The 20,503-nt window shown below is 73.2% G+C and carries 16 protein-coding genes; 11 read left to right on the forward strand and 5 right to left on the reverse strand.

The features are described from left to right. Positions 1 to 31: 31 nt before the first annotated feature. The gene (locus ACY1JF_RS03310; RefSeq protein WP_462703421.1) at positions 32 to 1,525 is read left to right on the forward strand and encodes a PucR family transcriptional regulator; all 1,494 of its coding nucleotides are present in this window, start codon (positions 32 to 34) and stop codon (positions 1,523 to 1,525) included. A gap of 61 nt (positions 1,526 to 1,586) precedes the next feature. Continuing rightward, positions 1,587 to 2,375: a phosphatase gene (locus tag ACY1JF_RS03315; protein WP_462703422.1), complete on the forward strand. Its 789-nt coding sequence runs from the start codon at positions 1,587 to 1,589 to the stop codon at positions 2,373 to 2,375. Positions 2,376 to 2,872: 497 nt separating this feature from the next. Here ACY1JF_RS03315 and ACY1JF_RS03320 read toward each other — a convergent pair whose 3' ends face one another. The 3 genes from ACY1JF_RS03320 to ACY1JF_RS03330 all read right to left on the reverse strand — a co-directional run bounded on the left by ACY1JF_RS03320 (position 2,873) and on the right by ACY1JF_RS03330 (position 5,710). Continuing rightward, entirely contained in the window at positions 2,873 to 3,745 is an 873-nt protein-coding gene (locus tag ACY1JF_RS03320) for an acyl-CoA thioesterase (protein WP_462703423.1), read from the reverse strand. Between the two features lie 11 nt (positions 3,746 to 3,756). Then, complete coding sequence (locus tag ACY1JF_RS03325) at positions 3,757 to 4,914, reverse strand: acyl-CoA dehydrogenase family protein (RefSeq protein WP_462703424.1); 1,158 nt, start codon at positions 4,912 to 4,914, stop codon at positions 3,757 to 3,759. Between the two features lie 211 nt (positions 4,915 to 5,125). Next, positions 5,126 to 5,710 carry an SACE_7040 family transcriptional regulator gene (locus tag ACY1JF_RS03330; protein ID WP_462703425.1) on the reverse strand — a complete coding sequence of 195 codons (585 nt, stop codon included), beginning with the start codon at positions 5,708 to 5,710 and terminating at the stop codon, positions 5,126 to 5,128. Between the two features lie 83 nt (positions 5,711 to 5,793). Here ACY1JF_RS03330 and ACY1JF_RS03335 point away from each other — a divergent pair, with 83 nt between their 5' ends. From ACY1JF_RS03335 to ACY1JF_RS03360, 6 genes are all read left to right on the forward strand, one after another. Then, positions 5,794 to 7,410 carry a carboxyl transferase domain-containing protein gene (locus ACY1JF_RS03335; protein WP_462703426.1) on the forward strand — a complete coding sequence of 539 codons (1,617 nt, stop codon included), beginning with the start codon at positions 5,794 to 5,796 and terminating at the stop codon, positions 7,408 to 7,410. A 14-nt stretch (positions 7,411 to 7,424) separates the two neighbouring features. After that, entirely contained in the window at positions 7,425 to 9,353 is a 1,929-nt protein-coding gene (locus ACY1JF_RS03340) for an acetyl/propionyl/methylcrotonyl-CoA carboxylase subunit alpha (RefSeq protein ID WP_462703427.1), read from the forward strand. Between the two features lie 14 nt (positions 9,354 to 9,367). Then, the gene (locus tag ACY1JF_RS03345) at positions 9,368 to 10,312 is read left to right on the forward strand and encodes a hydroxymethylglutaryl-CoA lyase (protein ID WP_462703488.1); all 945 of its coding nucleotides are present in this window, start codon (positions 9,368 to 9,370) and stop codon (positions 10,310 to 10,312) included. A 5-nt stretch (positions 10,313 to 10,317) separates the two neighbouring features. Continuing rightward, complete coding sequence (locus tag ACY1JF_RS03350; protein WP_462703489.1) at positions 10,318 to 11,478, forward strand: acyl-CoA dehydrogenase family protein; 1,161 nt, start codon at positions 10,318 to 10,320, stop codon at positions 11,476 to 11,478. 112 nt (positions 11,479 to 11,590) lie between these two features. Then, positions 11,591 to 12,634, forward strand: a complete 1,044-nt coding sequence (locus ACY1JF_RS03355; protein WP_462703428.1) for an ABC transporter substrate-binding protein — start codon at positions 11,591 to 11,593, stop codon at positions 12,632 to 12,634. Positions 12,635 to 12,770: 136 nt separating this feature from the next. Next, positions 12,771 to 13,394 (forward strand): GNAT family N-acetyltransferase, encoded by a 624-nt coding sequence (locus tag ACY1JF_RS03360; protein WP_462703429.1) that lies wholly within the window; start codon positions 12,771 to 12,773, stop codon positions 13,392 to 13,394. A gap of 52 nt (positions 13,395 to 13,446) precedes the next feature. Here the strand turns inward: ACY1JF_RS03360 and ACY1JF_RS03365 are convergent, their stop codons facing one another. Further along, entirely contained in the window at positions 13,447 to 15,009 is a 1,563-nt protein-coding gene (locus ACY1JF_RS03365; protein WP_462703490.1) for a purple acid phosphatase family protein, read from the reverse strand. Positions 15,010 to 15,173: 164 nt separating this feature from the next. Between ACY1JF_RS03365 and ACY1JF_RS03370 the strand changes: the two genes are divergently transcribed. Together ACY1JF_RS03370 and glmS are read left to right on the forward strand one after the other, a co-directional pair. Then, complete coding sequence (locus ACY1JF_RS03370; RefSeq protein WP_462703491.1) at positions 15,174 to 15,431, forward strand: hypothetical protein; 258 nt, start codon at positions 15,174 to 15,176, stop codon at positions 15,429 to 15,431. A 13-nt stretch (positions 15,432 to 15,444) separates the two neighbouring features. Then, positions 15,445 to 17,262, forward strand: a complete 1,818-nt coding sequence (glmS, locus tag ACY1JF_RS03375) for a glutamine--fructose-6-phosphate transaminase (isomerizing) (protein WP_462703430.1) — start codon at positions 15,445 to 15,447, stop codon at positions 17,260 to 17,262. Between the two features lie 404 nt (positions 17,263 to 17,666). On the opposite strand, the gene ACY1JF_RS03380 is transcribed toward glmS, so the two are convergent. Beyond that, a complete protein-coding gene (locus tag ACY1JF_RS03380; RefSeq protein ID WP_462703431.1) occupies positions 17,667 to 18,194 on the reverse strand; it encodes a universal stress protein in 528 nt (175 codons plus the stop codon). A gap of 1,038 nt (positions 18,195 to 19,232) precedes the next feature. Here ACY1JF_RS03380 and ACY1JF_RS03385 point away from each other — a divergent pair. Then, positions 19,233 to 20,453: a helix-turn-helix domain-containing protein gene (locus ACY1JF_RS03385; protein WP_462703432.1), complete on the forward strand. Its 1,221-nt coding sequence runs from the start codon at positions 19,233 to 19,235 to the stop codon at positions 20,451 to 20,453. Positions 20,454 to 20,503 lie beyond the last annotated feature (50 nt).

Here is a 20,503-nt window from a genome sequence, read left to right on the forward strand (position 1 = left end):
TCAGCAGGGGCTCCCGGGAGGAAACGTCCACATGGTCCAGGAGCCGGCGGTCCCGCCGACGCCGCCCGTGCCGCTGGCGGCGCTGCTCGCCCGGGAGGACCTGGCGCTGCGGCAGATCGCCGGCCCGGTGGCGTCCGAAACGGCGGTGCACTGGGCGCAGACCTCGGAGATGTCCGACCCGTACCCGTACCTGCTCGGCGGTGAGCTGCTGCTGACGGCGGGGGTGCACATCCCGCAGGCGGCGGGGTCGGGGACGTACTTCGACGACTACGTGGCGCGGATCGTGGCGGGCGGCGGCGCGGCGCTGGGCTTCGGGGTGGCGCCGGTGCACGACACGGTGCCGCGGGCGCTGGTGGCGGCCTGCGAGGCGTACGGGCTGCCGCTGCTCGAGGTGCCGCCGCACACGACGTTCGCGGCGGTGGCGCGGGCGGTGTGGCAGCTGGTGGCGCAGGTCCGGCTGGCGGAGCTGCGGCGGGTGGCCGAGGCGCAGCGGGGGCTGGCCGCGGCGGCGTCCCGGCCGGATCCGGTGGCCTCGGTGCTGCGGCGGCTCGCGGTGCTGCTGGGCGGCCGGGCGGTGCTGTTCGGGCCGGACGGGGAGCCGCTCGCCGCCCAGGGCCGGGAGCCGGCGGAGGGGGCGGGCGAGGCGCTCGCCTCGCTGGCCCGGTTCGTCGGCGGACGGACCTCCGGTGCCGCGAGCACCGCGACGGACGCCGTCGCGGGTGCGCACCTGGCGGCGTACGCGCTGGGCGCCGGGGACCGGGGGCCGGTGCTCGGGGTGGCGGCCGGGCGGCGGGAGCCGGGTGACCACACGATCGCCTCCCTGGCGGCGGTGCTGCTCTCCCTGCTGGCCGGAGAGCGCCCCGACGGCGCGGACGCCGCCCGGACGACGGCCCTGGTGCGGGTGGTGCTGGGCGCGGCGCCCGAGGAGGTGGCGCCGCTGCTGGCGGCGGGGCCGGAGGACGACGGGCGGTGGCTGGTGGTGCACGCCCGGCGCGACCGGCCGGGCGGGGCGGCGCCGGACACGGCCGCGGCACTCGCGCTGGGCGCGGCCCTGGGGTCGCCGCTGGTGGATCCGGCCGGGGACCGGGTGCGGGTGCTGCTCCCGGCGGGCCGGGAGCCGGGGCCGCGGCCCGGGTGGACGCTCGGGGTGAGCGCCGCGGTGCCGGCCGCCGAGTGGCCGGCCGCCGACGCGCAGGCCGCGCGGGCGCTGGCGCGGGCCCGCGCCACCCGGGCCCCGCTGGTCCGGCACGGCGGCCGGGGCGCCCTCGCCGGCCTGGTCCCGGAGGCGGAGGCGGCGGCGCACGCGCGGGCGCTGCTCGCGCCGCTGGCGGGGTCGGCGGCGCTGGCCGAGACGCTGCGGACGTGGCTGTCGCTGCACGGGAGCTGGGACCGCACGGCCGTCGCCCTGTCGGTGCACCGCAACACCGTGCGCCAGCGCATCGCCCGGTGCGCGGCGCTGCTCGACGCCGACCTCGACGACCCGGACGTGCGGATGGAGCTGTGGTTCGCGCTGCGCCGGGGGTGAGCCGCGTCCGAGGAGCGGTACACCGGGGACGCCCGCCGGCCGCTGCCCCACAATGGGAGGCATGCCGATACCCGGGACACCCAGCCGTGCCGAACTCGTCGAACACCTCGTCCGTACCCGTATCGCGGGCGACGTCGCCACTCCCCGCGAGAACAACCTCTCGCACTACCGGAAGCTCGCGAACGGCGACCGCAACTACTGGCTCGGCCTGGAGCTGGGCGACCGCTGGAGCGACGAGCAGGACGTGCTCGCGGTGATGGCGGAGCGGGTCGGTGTCGTCGACGACGCCGAGTTCCGCCACGGCCAGGACACCATCGACCCCGAGCTGACCGTGGCCGCGCTGGAGCGGCTGGCCGAGCGGCTGCGCAAGGCCGCCGACAGCGCGCAGCGGGTGCTGTTCGCCACCGGCCACCCCGGCGGCCTGCTGGACGTGCACCGGGCGACGGCCGCCGCGCTGCGCGCCGCCGGCTGCGAGATCGTCGTCATCCCGGAGGGGCTGCAGACGGACGAGGGGTACGTCGTGCAGTTCGCGGACGTGGCGGTGCTGGAGCACGGTGCCACGCTGTGGCACACCCACTCGGGCGAACCGATGAAGGCGATCCTCACCGGCCTGGAGCGCGCCGGCCGCCCGCTGCCCGACCTGGTCGTCGCCGACCACGGCTGGGCGGGCTACGCCGGTCAGCACGGCGTCGACTCCTGCGGGTACGCCGACTGCAACGACCCGGCGCTGTTCCTCGCCGAGGCGGAGGGAACGGTGCAGGTGACCGTCCCGCTCGACGACCACGTCCTCAGCCCGCGCCACTACGACCCGATGACGGCGTACCTGCTGGCGGAGGCGGGGCTGGCCTGAGGCCCCCCGCGGCCCCGCGGCCCCGCGTGCCGGGCGCCGGGTCCGGACAGACCCGGCGCACCATCGGCGGCCCGGCCCGGCCCGGCCCGGCCCGCTGCCGCCGCCCGGTCTGTTCACGGCCGCCGCCCGGCCCGCAGCCGCCGCCCGGCCCGGCTGGCGGCCGTCCCGTCCCGGAGGCCGGCCTCGGCGGCGGCCAGGGCCTCCCGGGAACCGGGGCCGAGGGGCGCGGTCCTCGCCGGCGGGGCGGACGCCGCGCTTCGGCGCGGCCGGCCACGGCACCCCGGTGACGGTGCCGGCGACCGGGTGCGCGGCCTCCGGCAGCAGCGCGCCGGAGCCAGCCGCCGATCACGTCGGCCGCCGATCACGCCAGTCGCCGATCACGCCGGCCGCCGCCTCGACGAGGACGACGCCCGCCTCGGCGAAGGCGGCGACGCCCCCCGTGAAGGCGCTCTCGCCGCCGCCCGCGGCCCCGTCCCGTTCCGTCCGCGCCGTGCCCCTCAGTGCTCCCGTGGGACGCGGAGCACGCCTTCCTGGATGACCGTCAGGGCGAGGTGCCCGTCCTGGGTGTGGATCCGGGCCTGGCCCAGACCCCGGCCGCCGAAGGCCGACGGCGACTGCTGGTCGTAGAGGAGCCACTCGTCGGCGCGGAACGGGCGGTGGAACCACATGGCGTGGTCCAGCGAGGCGCCGACGACGTCACCGACGGCCCAGCCGCCCCGGCCGTGCGCGAGGAGCACGGAGTCGAGCAGGGTCATGTCGGAGACGTAGGTGGCGAGGACGACGTGCAGGAGGGGGTCGTCGGCGAGTTTGCCGTCGGTGCGGAACCAGACCTGGGAGCGCGGCTCGCGCGGGGTGCCGTAGGCGCCGTAGGGCGGGTCGTCGACGTAGCGCAGGTCGACGGCGGCGCGGGCCTCGAGGAACCGTTCCACCGTCTCGGCGGGCAGGTGGGGGTAGGAGCGCAGCCGGTCGGCGTAGGTGGGCAGCGTCGCCGGGTCGGGGGCGGGCGGCATCGGCGCCTGGTGGTCGAGGCCCTCCTCGTGCGTCTGGAAGGACGCCGACAGGGTGAAGACCGGCTTGCCGTGCTGGACGGCGACCACCCGGCGGGTGGTGAAGGAGCGGCCGTCGCGGAGCCGGTCGACCTCGTAGACGATGGGGGCGCCCGGGTCGCCGGGGCGCAGGAAGTACGCGTGCAGGGAGTGCGCGTGCCGGTCGGCGGGGACCGTGCGCCCGGCGGCGACCATCGCCTGGGCGGCCACCTGCCCGCCGAAGACCCGGGGGATCACGGCGGACCGGGACCGGCCGCGGAAGATGTCCCGCTCGATCCGCTCCAGGTCGAGCAGATCGAGCAGGTTCTGGAGTGCTTCGCTCATGCCGGTGGCTGCTACAGGCCCATGTCCTTGGCGATGATCATCTTCATGACCTCGCTGGTGCCGCCGTAGATGCGGTTGACGCGGTTGTCGGCGTACAGGCGGGCGATCGGGTACTCGTTCATGTAGCCGTAGCCGCCGTGCAGTTGGAGGCAGCGGTCGATGACGCGGTGGGCGACCTCGGTGCAGAACAGCTTGGCGCCGGCGGCCTCGGCGGCGGTCAGCTCGCCGGCGTCCAGGGCCTCCAGGGCCCGGTCGGCGACCGCCTCGGCGGCGTCCACCTCGGCCTGGCAGGCGGCCAGTTCGAACTTGGTGTTCTGGAAGGACGCGACGGTCTTGCCGAAGACGGTGCGGTCCTGGACGTACTCCTTGGCGAACCGCACCGCCGCCTTGGCCTGCGCGTACGCGCCGTAGGCGATGCCCCAGCGCTCGGAGGGGAGGTTGGCGCCGAGGTAATAGAACCCCTTGTTCTCCTCGCCGAGGAGGTCCTCGACCGGCACCTTGACGTCGACGAAGGCCAGCTCGGCGGTGTCGGAGGTGCGCAGGCCCAGCTTGTCCAGCTTGCGGCCGACCGAGTAGCCCTCGGACTTGGTGTCGACGGCGAAGAGGGAGATGCCGTGGCGGCGGTCCTCGGGCGTGGGGGCGGCGGTGCGGGCGCAGACGATGACGCGGTCGGCGTGGACGCCGCCGGTGATGAAGGTCTTGGCGCCGTTGAGGACGTAGTGCGTGCCGTCGTCGCTCAGCCTGGCGGTGGACTTCATGCCCGCGAGGTCGGAGCCGGTGCCGGGCTCGGTCATCGCTATCGCCCACATCTCCTCGGCGGAGACGAACTTGGGCAGGAACCGCTTCTTCTGCTCCTCGGTGGCGAGCATCTTGATGTACGGCAGGGCGAGCAGGACGTGCACGCCGGAGCCGCCGAAGGTGACGCCCGCGCGGGCGGTCTCCTCGTACTGGACCGCCTCGAACTTGTGGCTCTCCAGCCCGGCGCCGCCGAACTCCTCCGGGACGTTGATGCCGAACAGGCCCAGCTCGGCGAGCTTGTAGTAGAACTCGCGGGGCACGATGCCCTCGGTGAACCACGTGTCGTACTCCGGCACGACCTCGGCCTCGATGAAGGCGCGCAGGGTCTCCCGGAACGCCTCGTGATCCTCGTTGAACACCGTACGGCGCACGGGCGCCCACCTCCACGGGTACGTATCTAAGCGCTTGCTCAGACCTCACGGTACCGGCGAGTAGGGACGGGCGTCCAGAGCGGGCGGCGGGTAACGCGCGTCACGCGGAGGCACCCCAGGAGCGCGGGGCCGCGCCGGTGCGCGGCTCCGCGGCGTGGACGCGGCCGGCCGACGGCCCCGCGTCCACCCCCGGCAGAACCCTCCCGAGCCCTCAGGAGCCCTCCGCCGCCGCGAACGCCCCCCGCGCCATCCGGTGCAGCAGCCCCGCCGCCACCGCCCGCGAGGCCCTCCCCAGATGCGGCGTCGAGTTGAGCAACCCGAACACCGCGTGCACCGCCGAACGGGCGGTGGGCTCGGTGACCGCCGGGTACACCTCGCGCACCACCCCCACCCACAGCTCCACGTACTGCCGCTGCAACTGCCGCACCAGCTTCCGGTCGCTGTCCCGGAGGCGGTCCAGCTCGCGGTCGTGCAGGGTGATGAGCGGGCGGTCGTCGAGCGCGAAGTCGATGTGCCCCTCGATGAGCGAGTCGAGGACCGCCTCCGGGGCGCCGTCACCGGCCTCGGCGAGCCGCCGCTTCGCACCCGTCAGGAGCTGACCGCTGATGCCGACCAGCAGTTCCGCGAGCATCGCGTCCTTGCCGGCGAAGTGGCGGTACAGACCCGGACCGCTGATGCCGACCGCCGCCCCTATCTCGTCCACGCCCACCCCGTGGAACCCGCGCTCGGCGAAGAGCCGCGCGGCCTCCTTGAGGATCTGCTCGCGGCGGGTGGGGGCGTCGGTTCTGGTGGCCATGGGACCGATTCTAGACAGGGAGGTTAGCGGGCGTTAACCTGTGGGGCACACGTGTTAACGCTCACTAACAAGAGGAGCGCGAGATGCACGAGGCGCCGGAGCTGTCCAGCGCGGCCGACCCCGCGTCGGAGGCCTTTCGGGCCAACGACCGGGCGCAGCGCGCCCTCGTCGAGGAGCTGCGCGGCAGGCTGGCGGCGGCCCGTCTCGGCGGCGGTGAGCGGGCCCGCGCCCGGCACACCGCGCGCGGCAAGCTGCTCCCCCGCGAGCGCGTGGACCGCCTCCTCGACCCCGGCTCCCCGTTCCTGGAGCTGGCGCCGCTGGCGGCCGAGGGGATGTACGACGGGCAGGCCCCGGCCGCCGGGGTGATCGCCGGGATCGGCCGGGTCAGCGGCCGGGAGTGCGTGATCGTGGCCAACGACGCCACGGTCAAGGGCGGCACGTACTACCCGATGACCGTGAAGAAGCACCTGCGCGCCCAGGAGGTGGCCCTGGAGAACCGGCTGCCGTGCCTGTACCTGGTCGACTCGGGCGGCGCCTTCCTGCCGATGCAGGACGAGGTCTTCCCGGACCGGGACCACTTCGGGCGGATCTTCTACAACCAGGCCCGGATGTCCGGCGCGGGCATCCCGCAGGTCGCCGCCGTCCTCGGGTCCTGCACGGCGGGCGGGGCGTACGTCCCGGCGATGAGCGACGAGGCGGTCATCGTGCGCGGCCAGGGCACGATCTTCCTGGGCGGTCCGCCGCTGGTGAGGGCGGCCACCGGTGAGGTGGTGACGGCGGAGGAGCTGGGCGGCGGCGAGGTGCACGCGCGGGTGTCGGGCGTCGCCGACCACCTCGCGCAGGACGACGCGCACGCGCTGCGGATCGTGCGGACCATCGTGGACACGCTGCCCGCGCGCGGGGCGCCGCCCTGGGAGGTGCGGCCGGCGGCGGAGCCGAAGGTGGACCCGTACGGGCTGTACGGCGTCGTCCCGGTTGACGCGCGCACGCCCTACGACGTGCGCGAGGTCATCGCGCGGGTGGTGGACGGCTCGCGGTTCGCGGAGTTCAAGGCCGAGTTCGGGCAGACCCTGGTGACCGGGTTCGCCCACGTCCACGGCCATCCGGTCGGCGTCGTCGCCAACAACGGCATCCTGTTCTCCGAGTCCGCCCAGAAGGGCGCCCACTTCATCGAGCTGTGCGACCAGCGCGGCATCCCGCTGGTGTTCCTGCAGAACATCTCCGGGTTCATGGTCGGCAAGGACTACGAGGCGGGCGGCATCGCCAAGCACGGCGCCAAGATGGTCACGGCGGTGGCGTGCGCGCGCGTGCCGAAGCTGACGGTGGTGATCGGCGGTTCCTACGGCGCCGGGAACTACTCGATGTGCGGCCGGGCCTACTCCCCCCGCTTCCTGTGGATGTGGCCCGGCGCCAAGATCTCCGTGATGGGCGGCGAGCAGGCCGCCTCCGTGCTGGCGACCGTCAAGCGGGACCAGTGGGAGGCACGCGGCGAGGAGTGGCCGGCGAAGGAGGAAGAGGCGTTCAAGGCACCGGTGCGCGAGCAGTACGAGCGGCAGGGCAACGCCTACTACGCCACCGCCCGGCTGTGGGACGACGGGGTCATCGACCCCCTGGAGACCCGGCAGGTGCTGGGCCTGGCCCTGACCGCGTGTGCCCACGCGCCGCTGGGTGAGCCCCGGTTCGGCGTCTTCCGGATGTGAGGGGGAGAGCGACGATGTTCGACACCGTACTCGTGGCCAACCGGGGCGAGATCGCCGTCCGCGTGATCCGTACGCTGCGCGCGCTGGGGGTGCGCTCGGTGGCCGTCTTCTCCGACGCGGACGCGGGCGCCCGGCACGTCCGGGAGGCCGACGAGGCCGTACGGATCGGCCCGGCCCCGGCGGCGGAGAGCTACCTGTCCGTCGAGCGGCTGCTGGAGGCCGCCGAGCGGACGGGCGCGCAGGCCGTCCACCCGGGCTACGGCTTCCTGGCGGAGAACGCCGGTTTCGCGCGGGCCTGCGCGACGGCGGGGCTGGTCTTCATCGGACCGCCCGCCGACGCGATCGCCCTGATGGGCGACAAGATCCGGGCCAAGGAGACGGTCGCGGCGGCCGGTGTCCCGGTCGTCCCGGGCGGACGCGACCCCGGCCTCGCCGAGGCGGCCCGCGCGCTGGGCGCGCCCGTGCTGCTCAAACCGTCGGCGGGCGGCGGCGGCAAGGGCATGCGGCTGGTGCGGGACCTGGCCGTGCTGGAGGAGGAGATCGCCGCGGCCCGCCGGGAGGCCCGCGCCTCCTTCGGGGACGACACGCTGCTGGTGGAGCGGTGGATCGACCGGCCCCGGCACATCGAGATCCAGGTGCTGGCCGACGGCCACGGCAACGTGGTCCACCTCGGCGAGCGGGAGTGCTCCCTCCAGCGCCGGCACCAGAAGGTCGTCGAGGAGGCGCCCAGCGTGCTCCTCGACGAGGCGACGCGGGCCGCGATGGGCGAGGCGGCCGTGCGGGCGGCCCGCTCCTGCGGCTACCGGGGCGCGGGCACGGTGGAGTTCATCGTCCCCGGCGCCGATCCGTCCGCGTACCGCTTCATGGAGATGAACACCCGCCTCCAGGTGGAGCACCCGGTCACCGAACTGATCACGGGGGTGGATCTGGTGGAGTGGCAGCTCAGGGTCGCCGCCGGCGAGAAGCTCGGCTTCGCGCAGGCGGACGTCCGGCTCACGGGGCACGCGGTCGAGGCCCGCCTGTGCGCCGAGACCGTGTCCTTGAAGGAGGGCTCCCGCGGTTTCCTCCCCTCCGGCGGCACGGTGCTGCGGCTGCGCGAACCGCGCGGCGACGGCGTCCGCACCGACTCCGGGCTGAGCGAGGGCACCGAGGTGGGCAGCCGCTACGACCCGATGCTGGCCAAGGTGATCGCCCACGGCCCGGACCGGGAGACGGCCCTGCGCAAGCTGCGCGCCGCCCTCGCCGAGACGGTGACGCTGGGGGTGCCGACCAACGCCGGGTTCCTGCGGCGGCTGCTGGCCCACCCGGCGGTGGTGGCGGGCGAGCTGGACACCGGGCTGGTGGAGCGGGAGGTGGCCGGCCTGGTCCCCGGGGACGTACCGGAGGAGGTGTACGAGGCGGCGGCGGCCGTACGGCTGGACGCGCTGACACCGAAGGGCGACGGCTGGACGGACCCCTTCTCGGTGCCGAGCGGGTGGCGGCTGGGCGGGGAGCCGAGGCCGCCGTCCTTCCACCTGAGGGTGGACGACCCGGTCGAGTACACCCCGCGCGGCACCCACACCGTCACCGACGACACCGTCACCGTCACCCTGGACGGCGTCCGGCACACCTTCCACCGGGCCGGCGACTGGCTCGGCCGCGACGGGGACGCCTGGCGGGTACGGGACCACGACCCGGTCGCCGCCTCCCTCTCCCGGGCGGCGCGCGCGGGCACCGACTCGCTCACCGCGCCCATGCCGGGGACGGTGACGGTGGTGAAGGCCGCCGTCGGCGACGAGGTGGCCGCGGGGCAGGGCCTGCTGGTCGTCGAGGCGATGAAGATGGAGCACGTCATCCGCGCCCCGCACGCCGGCACGGTCACCCGGCTCGACATCGCTCCCGGCACCGCGGTCGCCATGGACCAGGTCCTGGCGGTCGTCGCCCCGGTGGAGGAGGCCCCGTGACGCCGTCGCTGCCCATGGCCGTCCCGGCGCCCGGCCTGCCCGCCCGGGTCCGCATCCACGAGGTCGGTCCCCGCGACGGCCTCCAGAACGAGAAGGCGAGGGTCCCGACGGAGGTCAAGGCCGAGTTCGTGCGCCGCCTGGCCGCCACCGGCCTGACGACCATCGAGGCGACGAGCTTCGTGCACCCGAAGCGGGTTCCCCAGCTGGCGGACGCCGAGGCCCTGTTCCCGCAGGTCCGCGCCCTCCCGGTCGCCCTCCCCGTCCTGGTGCCCAACGAACGCGGCCTGGACCGGGCCCTCGCCCTCGGCGCCCGCCGGGTCGCCGTCTTCGCCAGCGCCACCGAGTCCTTCGCCCGCGCCAACCTCAACCGCACGGTGGACGAGTCGCTCACCATGTTCGCGCCGGTGGTGGCCCGGGCCAAGGCCGCCGGCGCGCACGTACGCGGCTATCTGTCGATGTGCTTCGGCGACCCCTGGGAGGGCGCGGTCCCCGTCCCGCGGGTCGTCCGCATCTGCCGCGCCCTGCTGGACCTGGGCTGCGACGAGCTGAGCCTCGGCGACACCATCGGCGTCGCCACCCCCGGACACGTCACCGCCCTGCTGGACGAGCTGACCGGCCACGGCGTCCCCGTGGACACCGTCGGCGTCCACTTCCACGACACCTACGGCCAGGCACTGGCCAACACCCTGGCCGCGCTCCAGTGCGGCGTCACCACCGTCGACGCCTCCGCCGGCGGCCTCGGCGGCTGCCCGTTCGCCAGGTCCGCCACCGGCAACCTGGCCACCGAGGACCTGGTGTGGATGCTGCGCGGCCTCGGCATCGACACCGGCGTCGACCTCGGCCGCCTGGTCGCCACCAGCGTCTGGATGGCCGCGCACCTCGACCGCCCCAGCCCGTCGCGCACCGTACGCGCCCTGTCCTCCCCCGTCTCCGCCTCCGCCTCCGCCGAGGAGCAGTGACCGCCATGGACCACCGGCTCTCCCCCGAACTGGAAGAACTGCGCCGCACCGTCGAGGAGTTCGCCCACGACGTCGTGGCCCCCGAGATCGGTGACTTCTACGAGCGGCACGCGTTCCCGTACGAGATCGTCCGCGCGATGGCCCGGATGGGCCTGTTCGGCCTGCCCTTCCCGGAGGAGTACGGCGGCATGGGCGGCGACCACCTCGCCCTCGGCGTCGCCCTGGAGGAACTGGCCCGGGTGGACTCCTCGGTGGCCATCACCCTGGAGGCGGGCGTCTCGCTGGGCGCGATGCCCATCCACCTGTTCGGCACCGAGGAGCAGAAGCGGACCTGGCTGCCGAAGCTGTGCTCCGGGGAGATCCTCGGCGCCTTCGGGCTGACCGAGCCGGACGGCGGCTCGGACGCGGGGGCGACCCGGACGACGGCCCGGCTGGACGAGGCGGCCGGCGAGTGGGTGATCAACGGCACCAAATGCTTCATCACCAACTCCGGCACCGACATCACCGGGCTGGTCACGGTCACCGCCGTCACCGGCCGCAAAGCCGACGGCTCCCCGCGCATCTCCGCGATCATCGTGCCGTCGGGCACCCCCGGCCTCACCGTCGCCCCGCCGTACTCCAAGGTCGGCTGGACCGCCTCCGACACCCGGGAGCTGTCCTTCGAGGACGTCCGGGTGCCGGCCGGCCATCTGCTGGGCGAGGAGGGCCGGGGCTACGCCCAGTTCCTGCGCGTCCTCGACGAGGGCCGGATCGCGATCGCCGCCCTGGCCACCGGCCTGGCCCAGGGCTGTGTGGACGAGTCGGTGAAGTACGCCAAGGAGCGGCACGCCTTCGGCCGGCCCATCGGGGCCAACCAGGCCGTCCAGTTCAAGGTCGCCGACATGGAGATGAAGGCGCACACCGCCCGGCTGGCCTGGCGGGACGCGGCCTCACGGCTGGTGGCGGGCGAGCCGTTCAAGAAGGAGGCGGCGCTGGCGAAGCTGTACGCGTCGACCGTCGCGGTGGACAACGCCCGGGACGCCACGCAGATCCACGGCGGGTACGGGTTCATGAACGAGTACCCGGTCGCCCGGATGTGGCGGGATTCCAAGATCCTGGAGATCGGCGAGGGGACCAGCGAGGTGCAGCGGATGCTGATCGCGCGGGAGCTGGGTCTGGCGGGCTGAGACGGGCGACCGCGCACCCGGAGCGAAACCCTGGACAGGGAGATATGAGGTTAGGCTAACCTACGTTCGAATTGTCCGGTGGGCGCTCCGCCCCGTTCGAAACGAGCCACGCATGTCCAACGCCAGAGCCCCCCATCCGACCCGTCGCGGCATCCTCGCGGCCGGCGGCGCCCTCGGCCTCGGCGCCGTGCTCACGGCCTGCGGCGACGACGACAAGAGCGGTGGCTCGGCGGACGGGAAGGCCTCCGCGGCGTCCGGTCCCTGGTCCTTCGAGGACGACCGCGGCACCACCGTGGAGCTGGACCGGGTGCCCACGGGCATCGTCGCCTTCACGGGCGTGGCCGCCGCGCTCTACGACTACGGCATCCAGGTCAAGGGCGTCTTCGGGCCCACGACGACGAAGGACGGCGAGGCCGACGTCCAGGCCGGTGACATGGACGTCAGCAAGGTCACCGTCCTGGGCAACGCCTGGGGCAAGCTCAACGTCGAGAAGTACGCCGCCCTCGCCCCCGAGGTGCTGATCACCACGACGTTCGACGACGCGGGCACCCTGTGGTCGGTCCCGGAGGAGTCCAAGGACAAGATCGCCAAGCTGGCCCCGAGCATCGCGATCTCCGTCTTCGACCGCCAGCTCACCAAGCCGCTCCAGCGGATGTGGGAGCTGGCCGAGTCGCTGGGCGCCGACATGAAGGCGGACAGGACCGTCCAGGCGAAGAAGGACTTCGAGGCCGCCGCCGAGCGGCTGCGCGAGGCCGCCAAGGCCCGCCCCGAGATCAAGGTGATGGCGGGCTCGGCCAGCCCCGACCTGTTCTACGTCTCCGGCACCGACCTCTCGGTCGACCTGGAGTACTTCAAGGCCCTCGGCGTGAACTTCGTCGAGCCCCCGGCCGCCGCCAAGAAGGCGACCGGCGGCTGGTTCGAGTCGCTGAGCTGGGAGAACGTCGACAAGTACGCCGCCGACGTCATCATCATGGACGACCGCTCCTCGACCATCCAGCCGGCCGACATCACCGAGGGCACCTGGAAGAAGCTGCCCGCGGTCAAGGCCGGCCAGGTCATCGCGCGTTCCCCCGAGCCGATCCTGTCGTACGACAAGTGCACGCCGCTGCTGACGAACCTCGCGGAAGCCATCGAGAAGGCGAAGAAGGTCAGCTGACCTTCCCTCACCCCCGTTCGAGCCGCCCGTCCCGCCCTGGGACGAGGCGGCTCGACGCGTTCCGGACACCTGTTGCCACTTTCCCGAGGTTTAGTTAGGTTAGGCTTACCTAACTAGATCTCCCGAGGAGAGTTCCGTGACGTTCACCTTCCGCCCCTTGGACCCGCTGAAGGACGCCGCGCTGGTGCACCGGTGGGTCACGCATCCTCAGGCCGCCTTCTGGCTGGCGCGGGACGCGAAACTGGTGGACGTCGAGCGCGCCTGCATGCGGATCGCCGCCGACGAGCGCCACCACGCCCTGCTGGGCCTGCGCTGCGGCGTGCCCGTCTTCCTCATGGAGACCTACGACCCGGCCGTCCTGCACGAGTCCGAGCCCGGCGACATCGGCCTGCACCTCCTCGCCTCCCCGGCCTACAACCCCGTGCCCGGTCTCCTGCTCAGGGCCGCCCTGACCCACCTCTTCGCGGACCCGGCCGTCCGCCGCGTCATCCTCTCCCCGGACGCGGCCGGCGCGACGGCGGAGCACAGGGCCCCCCTCGCCTTCCGCACCCGCGAGGAGTTCCACGCGACAGGCGCGACGTACGGGGCGGAAGGGGCGGGCGGGGCGGACGGAACCGCCACGACGGCCATGACGGCCAGGACGGCCAGGACGGCCAGGACGACCGCGATGACCGTGGCGGCCACGACAACCGCGACGACCGCGACAGGCGCGACCGCCGCGAAAGGAACGCCGGTCGGAACGGCCGCGATGGCCGCGTGAGCCGACGCCCTCCCGTGCCGGCCCCCGCCGGGAGACGGTCCCGGGGTGGCGCTCACCGGGACCGGCGGGCCACCGTGAAGTGGTCGACCTGCTCGCCGGTCTCGGCGATGCCGCGCACCTTCAGCGTGGCCGTGCGCCCCTTGGCGGCCGGGGTGACGTCCACGCGCAGGAAGGAGTAGTCGAGGTAGCGCACCCGGGACCAGGCCACGGTCTCGCTCCGCCGGCCTCCGTCGACGCAGACGAACGACGAGACGGACTCGTCGTCCTTGACGTTGCCCTCGTAGGACTCGTCGGCGCTGAAGGCGTACAGGCTCTTGCCGGCCGCGCCCGCGGTGACGTAGACGACGCCCTCGGTCTCGGGGTAGGCGGTGCCGCCGATGGGCAGTTCCTTGGCGACCTCGCCGCCCTTGAGGACGTCGGTGCGCTCGTAGACGTGGTTGTGGCCGTTGATCACCAGGTCGACGGTGTACTTCTCGAACAGCGGCACCCACTCGTCGCGCACCCCGCCCTCGGAGGCGTGGGCGGTGGCGGTGCAGTAGGCGCAGTGGTGGAAGAAGACGACGATGAAGTCGATGTCCCCGTCCGCCCGGTACGCCTTCAGCTTCCGTTCCAGCCAGGTCGTCTGGGTGCCGCCGGAGATGCCGAGGTTGGCCGGGATCTCGAACGACACGTCGTTGGCGTCCAGCGAGATGACCGCCGTGTTGCCGTGCACGAAGGAGTAGACGCCGGGGAGGTTGGCCCTGTCCGGGCCGTCGGTGGGCAGTTCCCAGCGGGCCTCCTCGCCGCCGTAGCCGTTGGGCGAGTACCAGGCCTCCATGTCGTGGTTGCCGTACGCGACCATCCACGGGACCGACTTGGCGACCGACTCGGTCTGGTGCAGGAACTGGTCCCACACCCGGGAGTCGAAGCCGGTGTCGGAGGTCTTGCCCTGTCCGGCCGGGTCGCCGTAGGCGATGTCGCCGGCGTGCAGGTGGAAGGCGGGGTTCTGGGCGAGGATCAGGGCGTCGTTGGCGAGGCCGTGGTAGCTGACGCCCTGGTCGCCGAAGGCGGTGAAGGTGAACGGCTCCGCCTTGGCGGGGGCCGTGGTGAAGGTGCCGAGGGTCCCGGCGAGGTGGGCCTCGGCCGGGTCGAAGCCGGCGTGGCCGACACCGTAGTAGTAGGTCCGGCCCGGCTTGAGCCGGCTGAGCCTGGCGTGCACGTAGTACTGGGTGTGGTCGCCGCTCGCGCCGACGCCGGCGGGGGTGTGGAGGGTGCGGATCTCGGCGTCGATCCTGTGGGAGAGGTCCCAGGGGTGGGCGCCGATCCGGACGAACGGCTTTCTGACGGCGACCGGGACCTGCCAGGAGACGGTCATCTCGGTGCGCGGGTCGTCGCCGTAGGCGAGGTGGCGGCCGAAGGGGGCGACCAGGGCGCCGTCGACGGTCCGGACACCGCCCGTCTTCCGCGTCGGCACGGTGGCCCGCGCGGTGCCGCCCGCCACGAAGGTGCCGCCGACCACGGCACCGAGGGTGACCGCGCCACCCCTCACCAGGGTGCGGCGCGAGAACCTGGCCCGCAGGTACTCGTGCTGCTCGGCCATGCTCATCCGCGCGGCCAGCCGCTCCGGGACGCCCATACGAGGAATATCCATGGCGTCTGAAACTCGTCTCCTGAGGCAACGACTTTTCGGCCACAGGATGGACAGCCGGCGAACAGCCTCTCATGAGAGTTTCAAAGGTGCGTGCCCGAAATCGGGCAGGATTCTTGCGCGAACGCCGACCGTCCCCCAGGATCTACCGGGTGCACGACGAACTCGTTGATCATCTGACGCGGTCCACGCCCCTCAACCGGGGTGAGGCGCTGCGCGTGGTCCAGGACGTGCTCGCCTACTTCGACGAGACGACCGAGGAATTCGTCCGTCGCCGCCACCGCGAACTCCAGGCCCAGGGCCTGGTGAACGCGACGATCTTCGAGCGGATCAGGGCGGAACTCACTTACCGGGCGGTCGCACCACCGGAGCTGACGCTCCGCCAGTTGCGCCGCATCGTCTACGGCTGAGGGACAGCGTTTTATGTGCGGAATCGTCGGATACATCGGGAAGCGCGACGTGGCGCCCCTGCTCCTGGAGGGCCTGCAGCGCCTGGAGTACCGGGGTTACGACTCGGCGGGCATCGTCGTGACCTCCCCGAAGGCGGCCGGCCTGAAGATGGTCAAGGCCAAGGGCCGGGTCCGTGACCTGGAGGCCAAGGTCCCGGCGCGCTTCAAGGGCACCACCGGCATCGCCCACACCCGCTGGGCCACCCACGGCGCCCCCTCCGACGTCAACGCCCACCCGCACATGTCGGCCGACGACCGGGTCGCCGTCGTCCACAACGGCATCATCGACAACGCCGCCGAGCTGCGCCGCAAGCTGGAGGCGGAGGGCGTCGCGTTCCTCTCCGAGACCGACACCGAGGTCCTCGTCCACCTCATCGCCCGTTCGGGCGCCGAGAAGCTGGAGGACCGCGTCCGCGAGACCCTCCGCCTGATCGAGGGCACCTACGGCATCGCGGTGATGCACGCCGACTTCCCCGACCGCATCGTGGTCGCCCGCAACGGCTCCCCGGTCGTCCTCGGCATCGGTGAGAAGGAGATGTTCGTCGCCTCCGACATCGCCGCGCTGGTCACCCACACCCGGCAGATAGTCACCCTCGACGACGGCGAGATGGCCACCCTCAAGGCCGACGACTTCCGCACGTACACCACCGAGGGCACCCGCACCACCGCCGAGCCGACCACCGTGGAGTGGGAGGCGGCCTCCTACGACATGGGCGGCCACGACACCTACATGCACAAGGAGATCCACGAGCAGGCGGAGGCCGTCGACCGCGTCCTGCGCGGCCGGATCGACGACCGCTTCTCCACGGTGCACCTCGGCGGCCTCAACCTGGACGCCCGCGAGGCCCGCCGCATCCGGCGCGTGAAGATCCTCGGCTGCGGCACCTCGTACCACGCGGGCATGATCGGCGCGCAGATGATCGAGGAGCTGGCCCGCATCCCCGCCGACGCCGAGCCCGCCTCCGAGTTCCGCTACCGCAACGCCGTCGTCGACCCCGACACCCTCTACGTCGCCGTCTCCCAGTCCGGTGAGACGTACGACGTGCTGGCCGCCGTGCAGGAGCTGAAGCGCAAGGGCGCGCGGGTGCTCGGCATCGTCAACGTGGTCGGCTCGGCCATCGCCCGCGAGGCGGACGGCGGCATGTACGTGCACGCGGGCCCCGAGGTCTGCGTCGTCTCCACCAAGTGCTTCACCAACACCACGGTCGCCTTCGCGCTGCTCGCCCTGCACCTGGGCCGCACCCGCGACCTGTCCGTCCGCGACGGCAAGCGGATCATCGAGGGCCTGCGCAAGCTGCCCGCGCAGATCTCCGAGATGCTGGAGCAGGAGGAGGACATCAAGAAGCTGGCCGAGCAGTACGCCGACGCCCGCTCGATGCTCTTCATCGGCCGGGTGCGGGGTTACCCGGTGGCCCGCGAGGCGTCGTTGAAGCTCAAGGAGGTCTCGTACATCCACGCCGAGGCGTACCCGGCCTCCGAGCTGAAGCACGGCCCGCTGGCGCTGATCGAGCCGGCCCTGCCGACGGTGGCGATCGTCCCCGACGACGACCTGCTGGAGAAGAACCGTGCCGCGATGGAGGAGATCAAGGCCCGCAGCGGCCAGATCCTCGCCGTCGCCCACCAGGAGCAGGAGAAGGCCGACCACACGATCGTCGTCCCGAAGAACGAGGACGAACTCGACCCCATCCTGATGGGCATCCCCCTCCAGCTCCTCGCCTACCACACGGCGCTGGCCCTGGGCCGGGACATCGACAAGCCGCGCAACCTGGCCAAGTCGGTGACGGTGGAGTAGGACTTCCGCGGAGGCTCCCGCGACCTCTCTCGCGGCTCCTCCCCCGGAGGCTTCCACGAGGATCTCGCAAGGCCCTCGCGCAGCGGACGGCCCCTCACGTGCGCCACCGGCGCGCGGGGGCCGTCCGGGGTCGCCGGGAGGCCGCCCGACTTCCCGGCCGACACTGCCGACCGGCGGCCGTCACTCCTCGGTCGGCGCCTCCTATATGCCCTTCACAGGAGCACGGACACCTCTACGCGCCGGTAGGTCAGGCGAGTTCGGCCGGACTGGCGGCTTCCGGACCGCCGGGCTATCGGGCTATCGGGCTATCGGAGTGTCAGACCACCGGACTGCCGGAGTGTCAGACCACCGGACTGCCGGACTGTCAGACCACCGGACTGCCGGACTGTCAGGCTGCCGGTCTGTCAGGGAATGACCATCACGGGCCGCTGGGCGCGCTTGGCCAGCCGTCCGGCGACCGAGCCGAACAGGCGTCCCACCAGACCGTGGGTGGAGCCCACGACGATGGCGTCGGCCTCGTACTCCCGCCCCACCTCTTCGAGTTCGTGGCAGATGTCGCCGCCGCGCTCGACCAGGATCCAGGGCACCTCGGTGAGGTAGTCCGCGCAGGCCAGTTCCAGCCCGAGGACCTCGGTGCGGTGGTCGGGCACATCCACGAAGACGGGCGGCTCGCAGCCCGCCCACACGGTCGTGGGCAGCCGGTTGGCCACATGCACGATGATCAGGCCGTGCGCCTGCCGCCGCGCCATGCCGATGGCGTACGCGAGAGCGCGCTCGCTGGACGTGGAGCCGTCGAAGCCCACGACGACGCCGTGCTTGAACGCGGGGTCGCACGCGTGGCGCGGCTCGGGCTCCGCCAGGGGGTCGGCCGCCGTCGGGTCGGCGACCGGCCGCTTGCGGTCCGCGGGTTCGAAGAATTCGTGACCGGCCATGACTGTCTCGGCGTTCTGATCCTTTATGGGTGGGACGACAGGGTGCGGCGGAGCTGTGTCCGAATCAGTGTCCGGGAATCATCTTCCCAACCCCATACCCCCAAGGGTACGGCGGCACGCCTCCTTCGCCCAGTTCCCGGCGGGCTTCCCACCGGGGTTCCCCGGAGCATGCACGAGGGGGCGCCCGTTACGCAATGGTTGCTGCGTCGTACAGGCGGTTCGCACAGGATTCACGCGCCCGTACGACTCTCGTACGAGACTCCGGAGCACGGGCTCGACCAGCGGCACCGGTCGGCAAAGCGGGCGCCGGAACCCCGGTGTGCCACCCCGGGGAGCACACACGCCGGCACCGGACCCCGTCCCTCCCCACCCCTCCCCCCGCACCGACCCCGCTCTCCCCGCCCCCTCCCGGGTGGCACTCCGCCGCCCCGGCCCCGGCCCCGGCCGTACCTCCGCGCCCCGAACCCCTGCCGCGCGGAGGCTCCCTCGCGGGCGCCGGTGACGGGCAGAGGCGCGTGGGGCGCGTAGGGCAGGCAGGGCGGACAGGGCGGACAGGCCGCACGGAGGCGGCGGGGGCGGGCGGGGCGGGCCGGCGGCAGGAGCGGACGGCGGGGGCGGGCGGGGCGCCGAAGGAGACGCACCGGTCGCCTGACCGGTTTCCGTACACGCGCCCGTTCCTTTTCGGCCAACTTCGACGCATGGCGCATCCCTGCCGGAACCCACCTCCCAACCCCCGTTCCACCTGCACGGAAAGGGTCTCGGGGGCCCTGCGCACCCTACGGGGATTGGCCACCGTCACGAGGCGCACTTCCCTGCGGCGCCCCGGAGTGCAACGCTTCGTGATCGAATGCTTCACGCCAAGTTGCCATGTCGACAATATCCCAAGTGCCGAACCGGCCACCCCGGTACGACGGGACACAGTAGATTCGATCTTGATTGTCTACGGCGGGGGACAAGTGCAGGACCGAGGGGAAACGTGCTGGAGCGACAGGCCCGACAAGTTAGGGGCGCCGCGACCACCGAGGGGGGCTTAGCAGTATGAGCCACGACTCCACTGCCGCGCCGGAAGCCGCGACCCGGAAGCTTTCCGGGCGACGCCGCAAGGAGATCGTCGCGGTGCTGCTGTTCAGCGGCGGCCCCATCTTCGAGAGTTCCATACCACTGTCGGTGTTCGGGATCGACCGGCAGGACGCCGGCGTGCCGCGCTACCGCCTGCTGGTCTGCGCCGGGGAGGACGGCCCGCTCAGGACCACGGGAGGTCTGGAGCTGACCGCGCCGCAGGGGCTTGAGGCGATCTCCCGGGCCGGCACCGTGGTGGTGCCCGCCTGGCGGTCGATCACCTCGCCTCCCCCGGAGGAGGCGCTGGACGCGCTGCGCCGGGCGCACGAGGAGGGCGCGCGCATCGTCGGTCTGTGCACCGGCGCGTTCGTGCTGGCCGCGGCGGGACTGCTGGACGGCCGCCCGGCCACCACCCACTGGATGTACGCGCCGACGCTCGCCAAGCGCTACCCGTCGGTGCACGTCGACCCGCGCGAGCTGTTCGTCGACGACGGCGACGTGCTGACCTCGGCGGGCACCGCCGCCGGGATCGACCTGTGCCTGCACATCGTGCGCACGGACCACGGCAACGAGGCGGCCGGCGCGCTGGCCCGGCGCCTGGTGGTCCCGCCGCGCCGCAGCGGCGGCCAGGAGCGCTACCTGGACCGCTCTTTACCGGAGGAGATCGGTGCCGACCCGCTCGCCGAGGTCGTCGCCTGGGCGCTGGAGCACCTCCACGAGCAGTTCGACGTGGAGACGCTCGCCGCACGCGCGTACATGTCACGCCGGACCTTCGACCGGCGCTTCCGCTCGCTGACGGGCTCGGCCCCGCTCCAGTGGCTGATCACCCAGCGGGTGCTCCAGGCGCAGCGCCTGCTGGAGACGTCGGACTACTCGGTGGACGAGGTCGCCGGCCGCTGCGGCTTCCGCTCGCCGGTGGCGCTGCGCGGCCACTTCCGCCGCCAGCTCGGCTCCTCCCCGGCCGCGTACCGCGCCGCGTACCGCGCCCGCCGTCCGCAGGGCGACCGCCCGGCGGAGAGCGGTGAGCGGGCCCCGGTCCCGGCCGAGGCGGCCGGTCAGCACCCGGCCCCGCCGCACCCGGAGGGCGGTGTCCCGCTCCAGACCCGCCGCCCCGCCCCGCACCTCGCGTCCGCGGACTCCGACCGCGAGGCCTACGCGGGTCCCCGCCCCAGCCTCCCGGGCCAGCGCAGCGCACCCTGACGTCCACCGCACGCCGGGCGGCTCCCAGGACCCGCCCGGCGGACGCCGCC

Source organism: Streptomyces sp. SYSU D01066-1 (assembly GCF_054956795.1).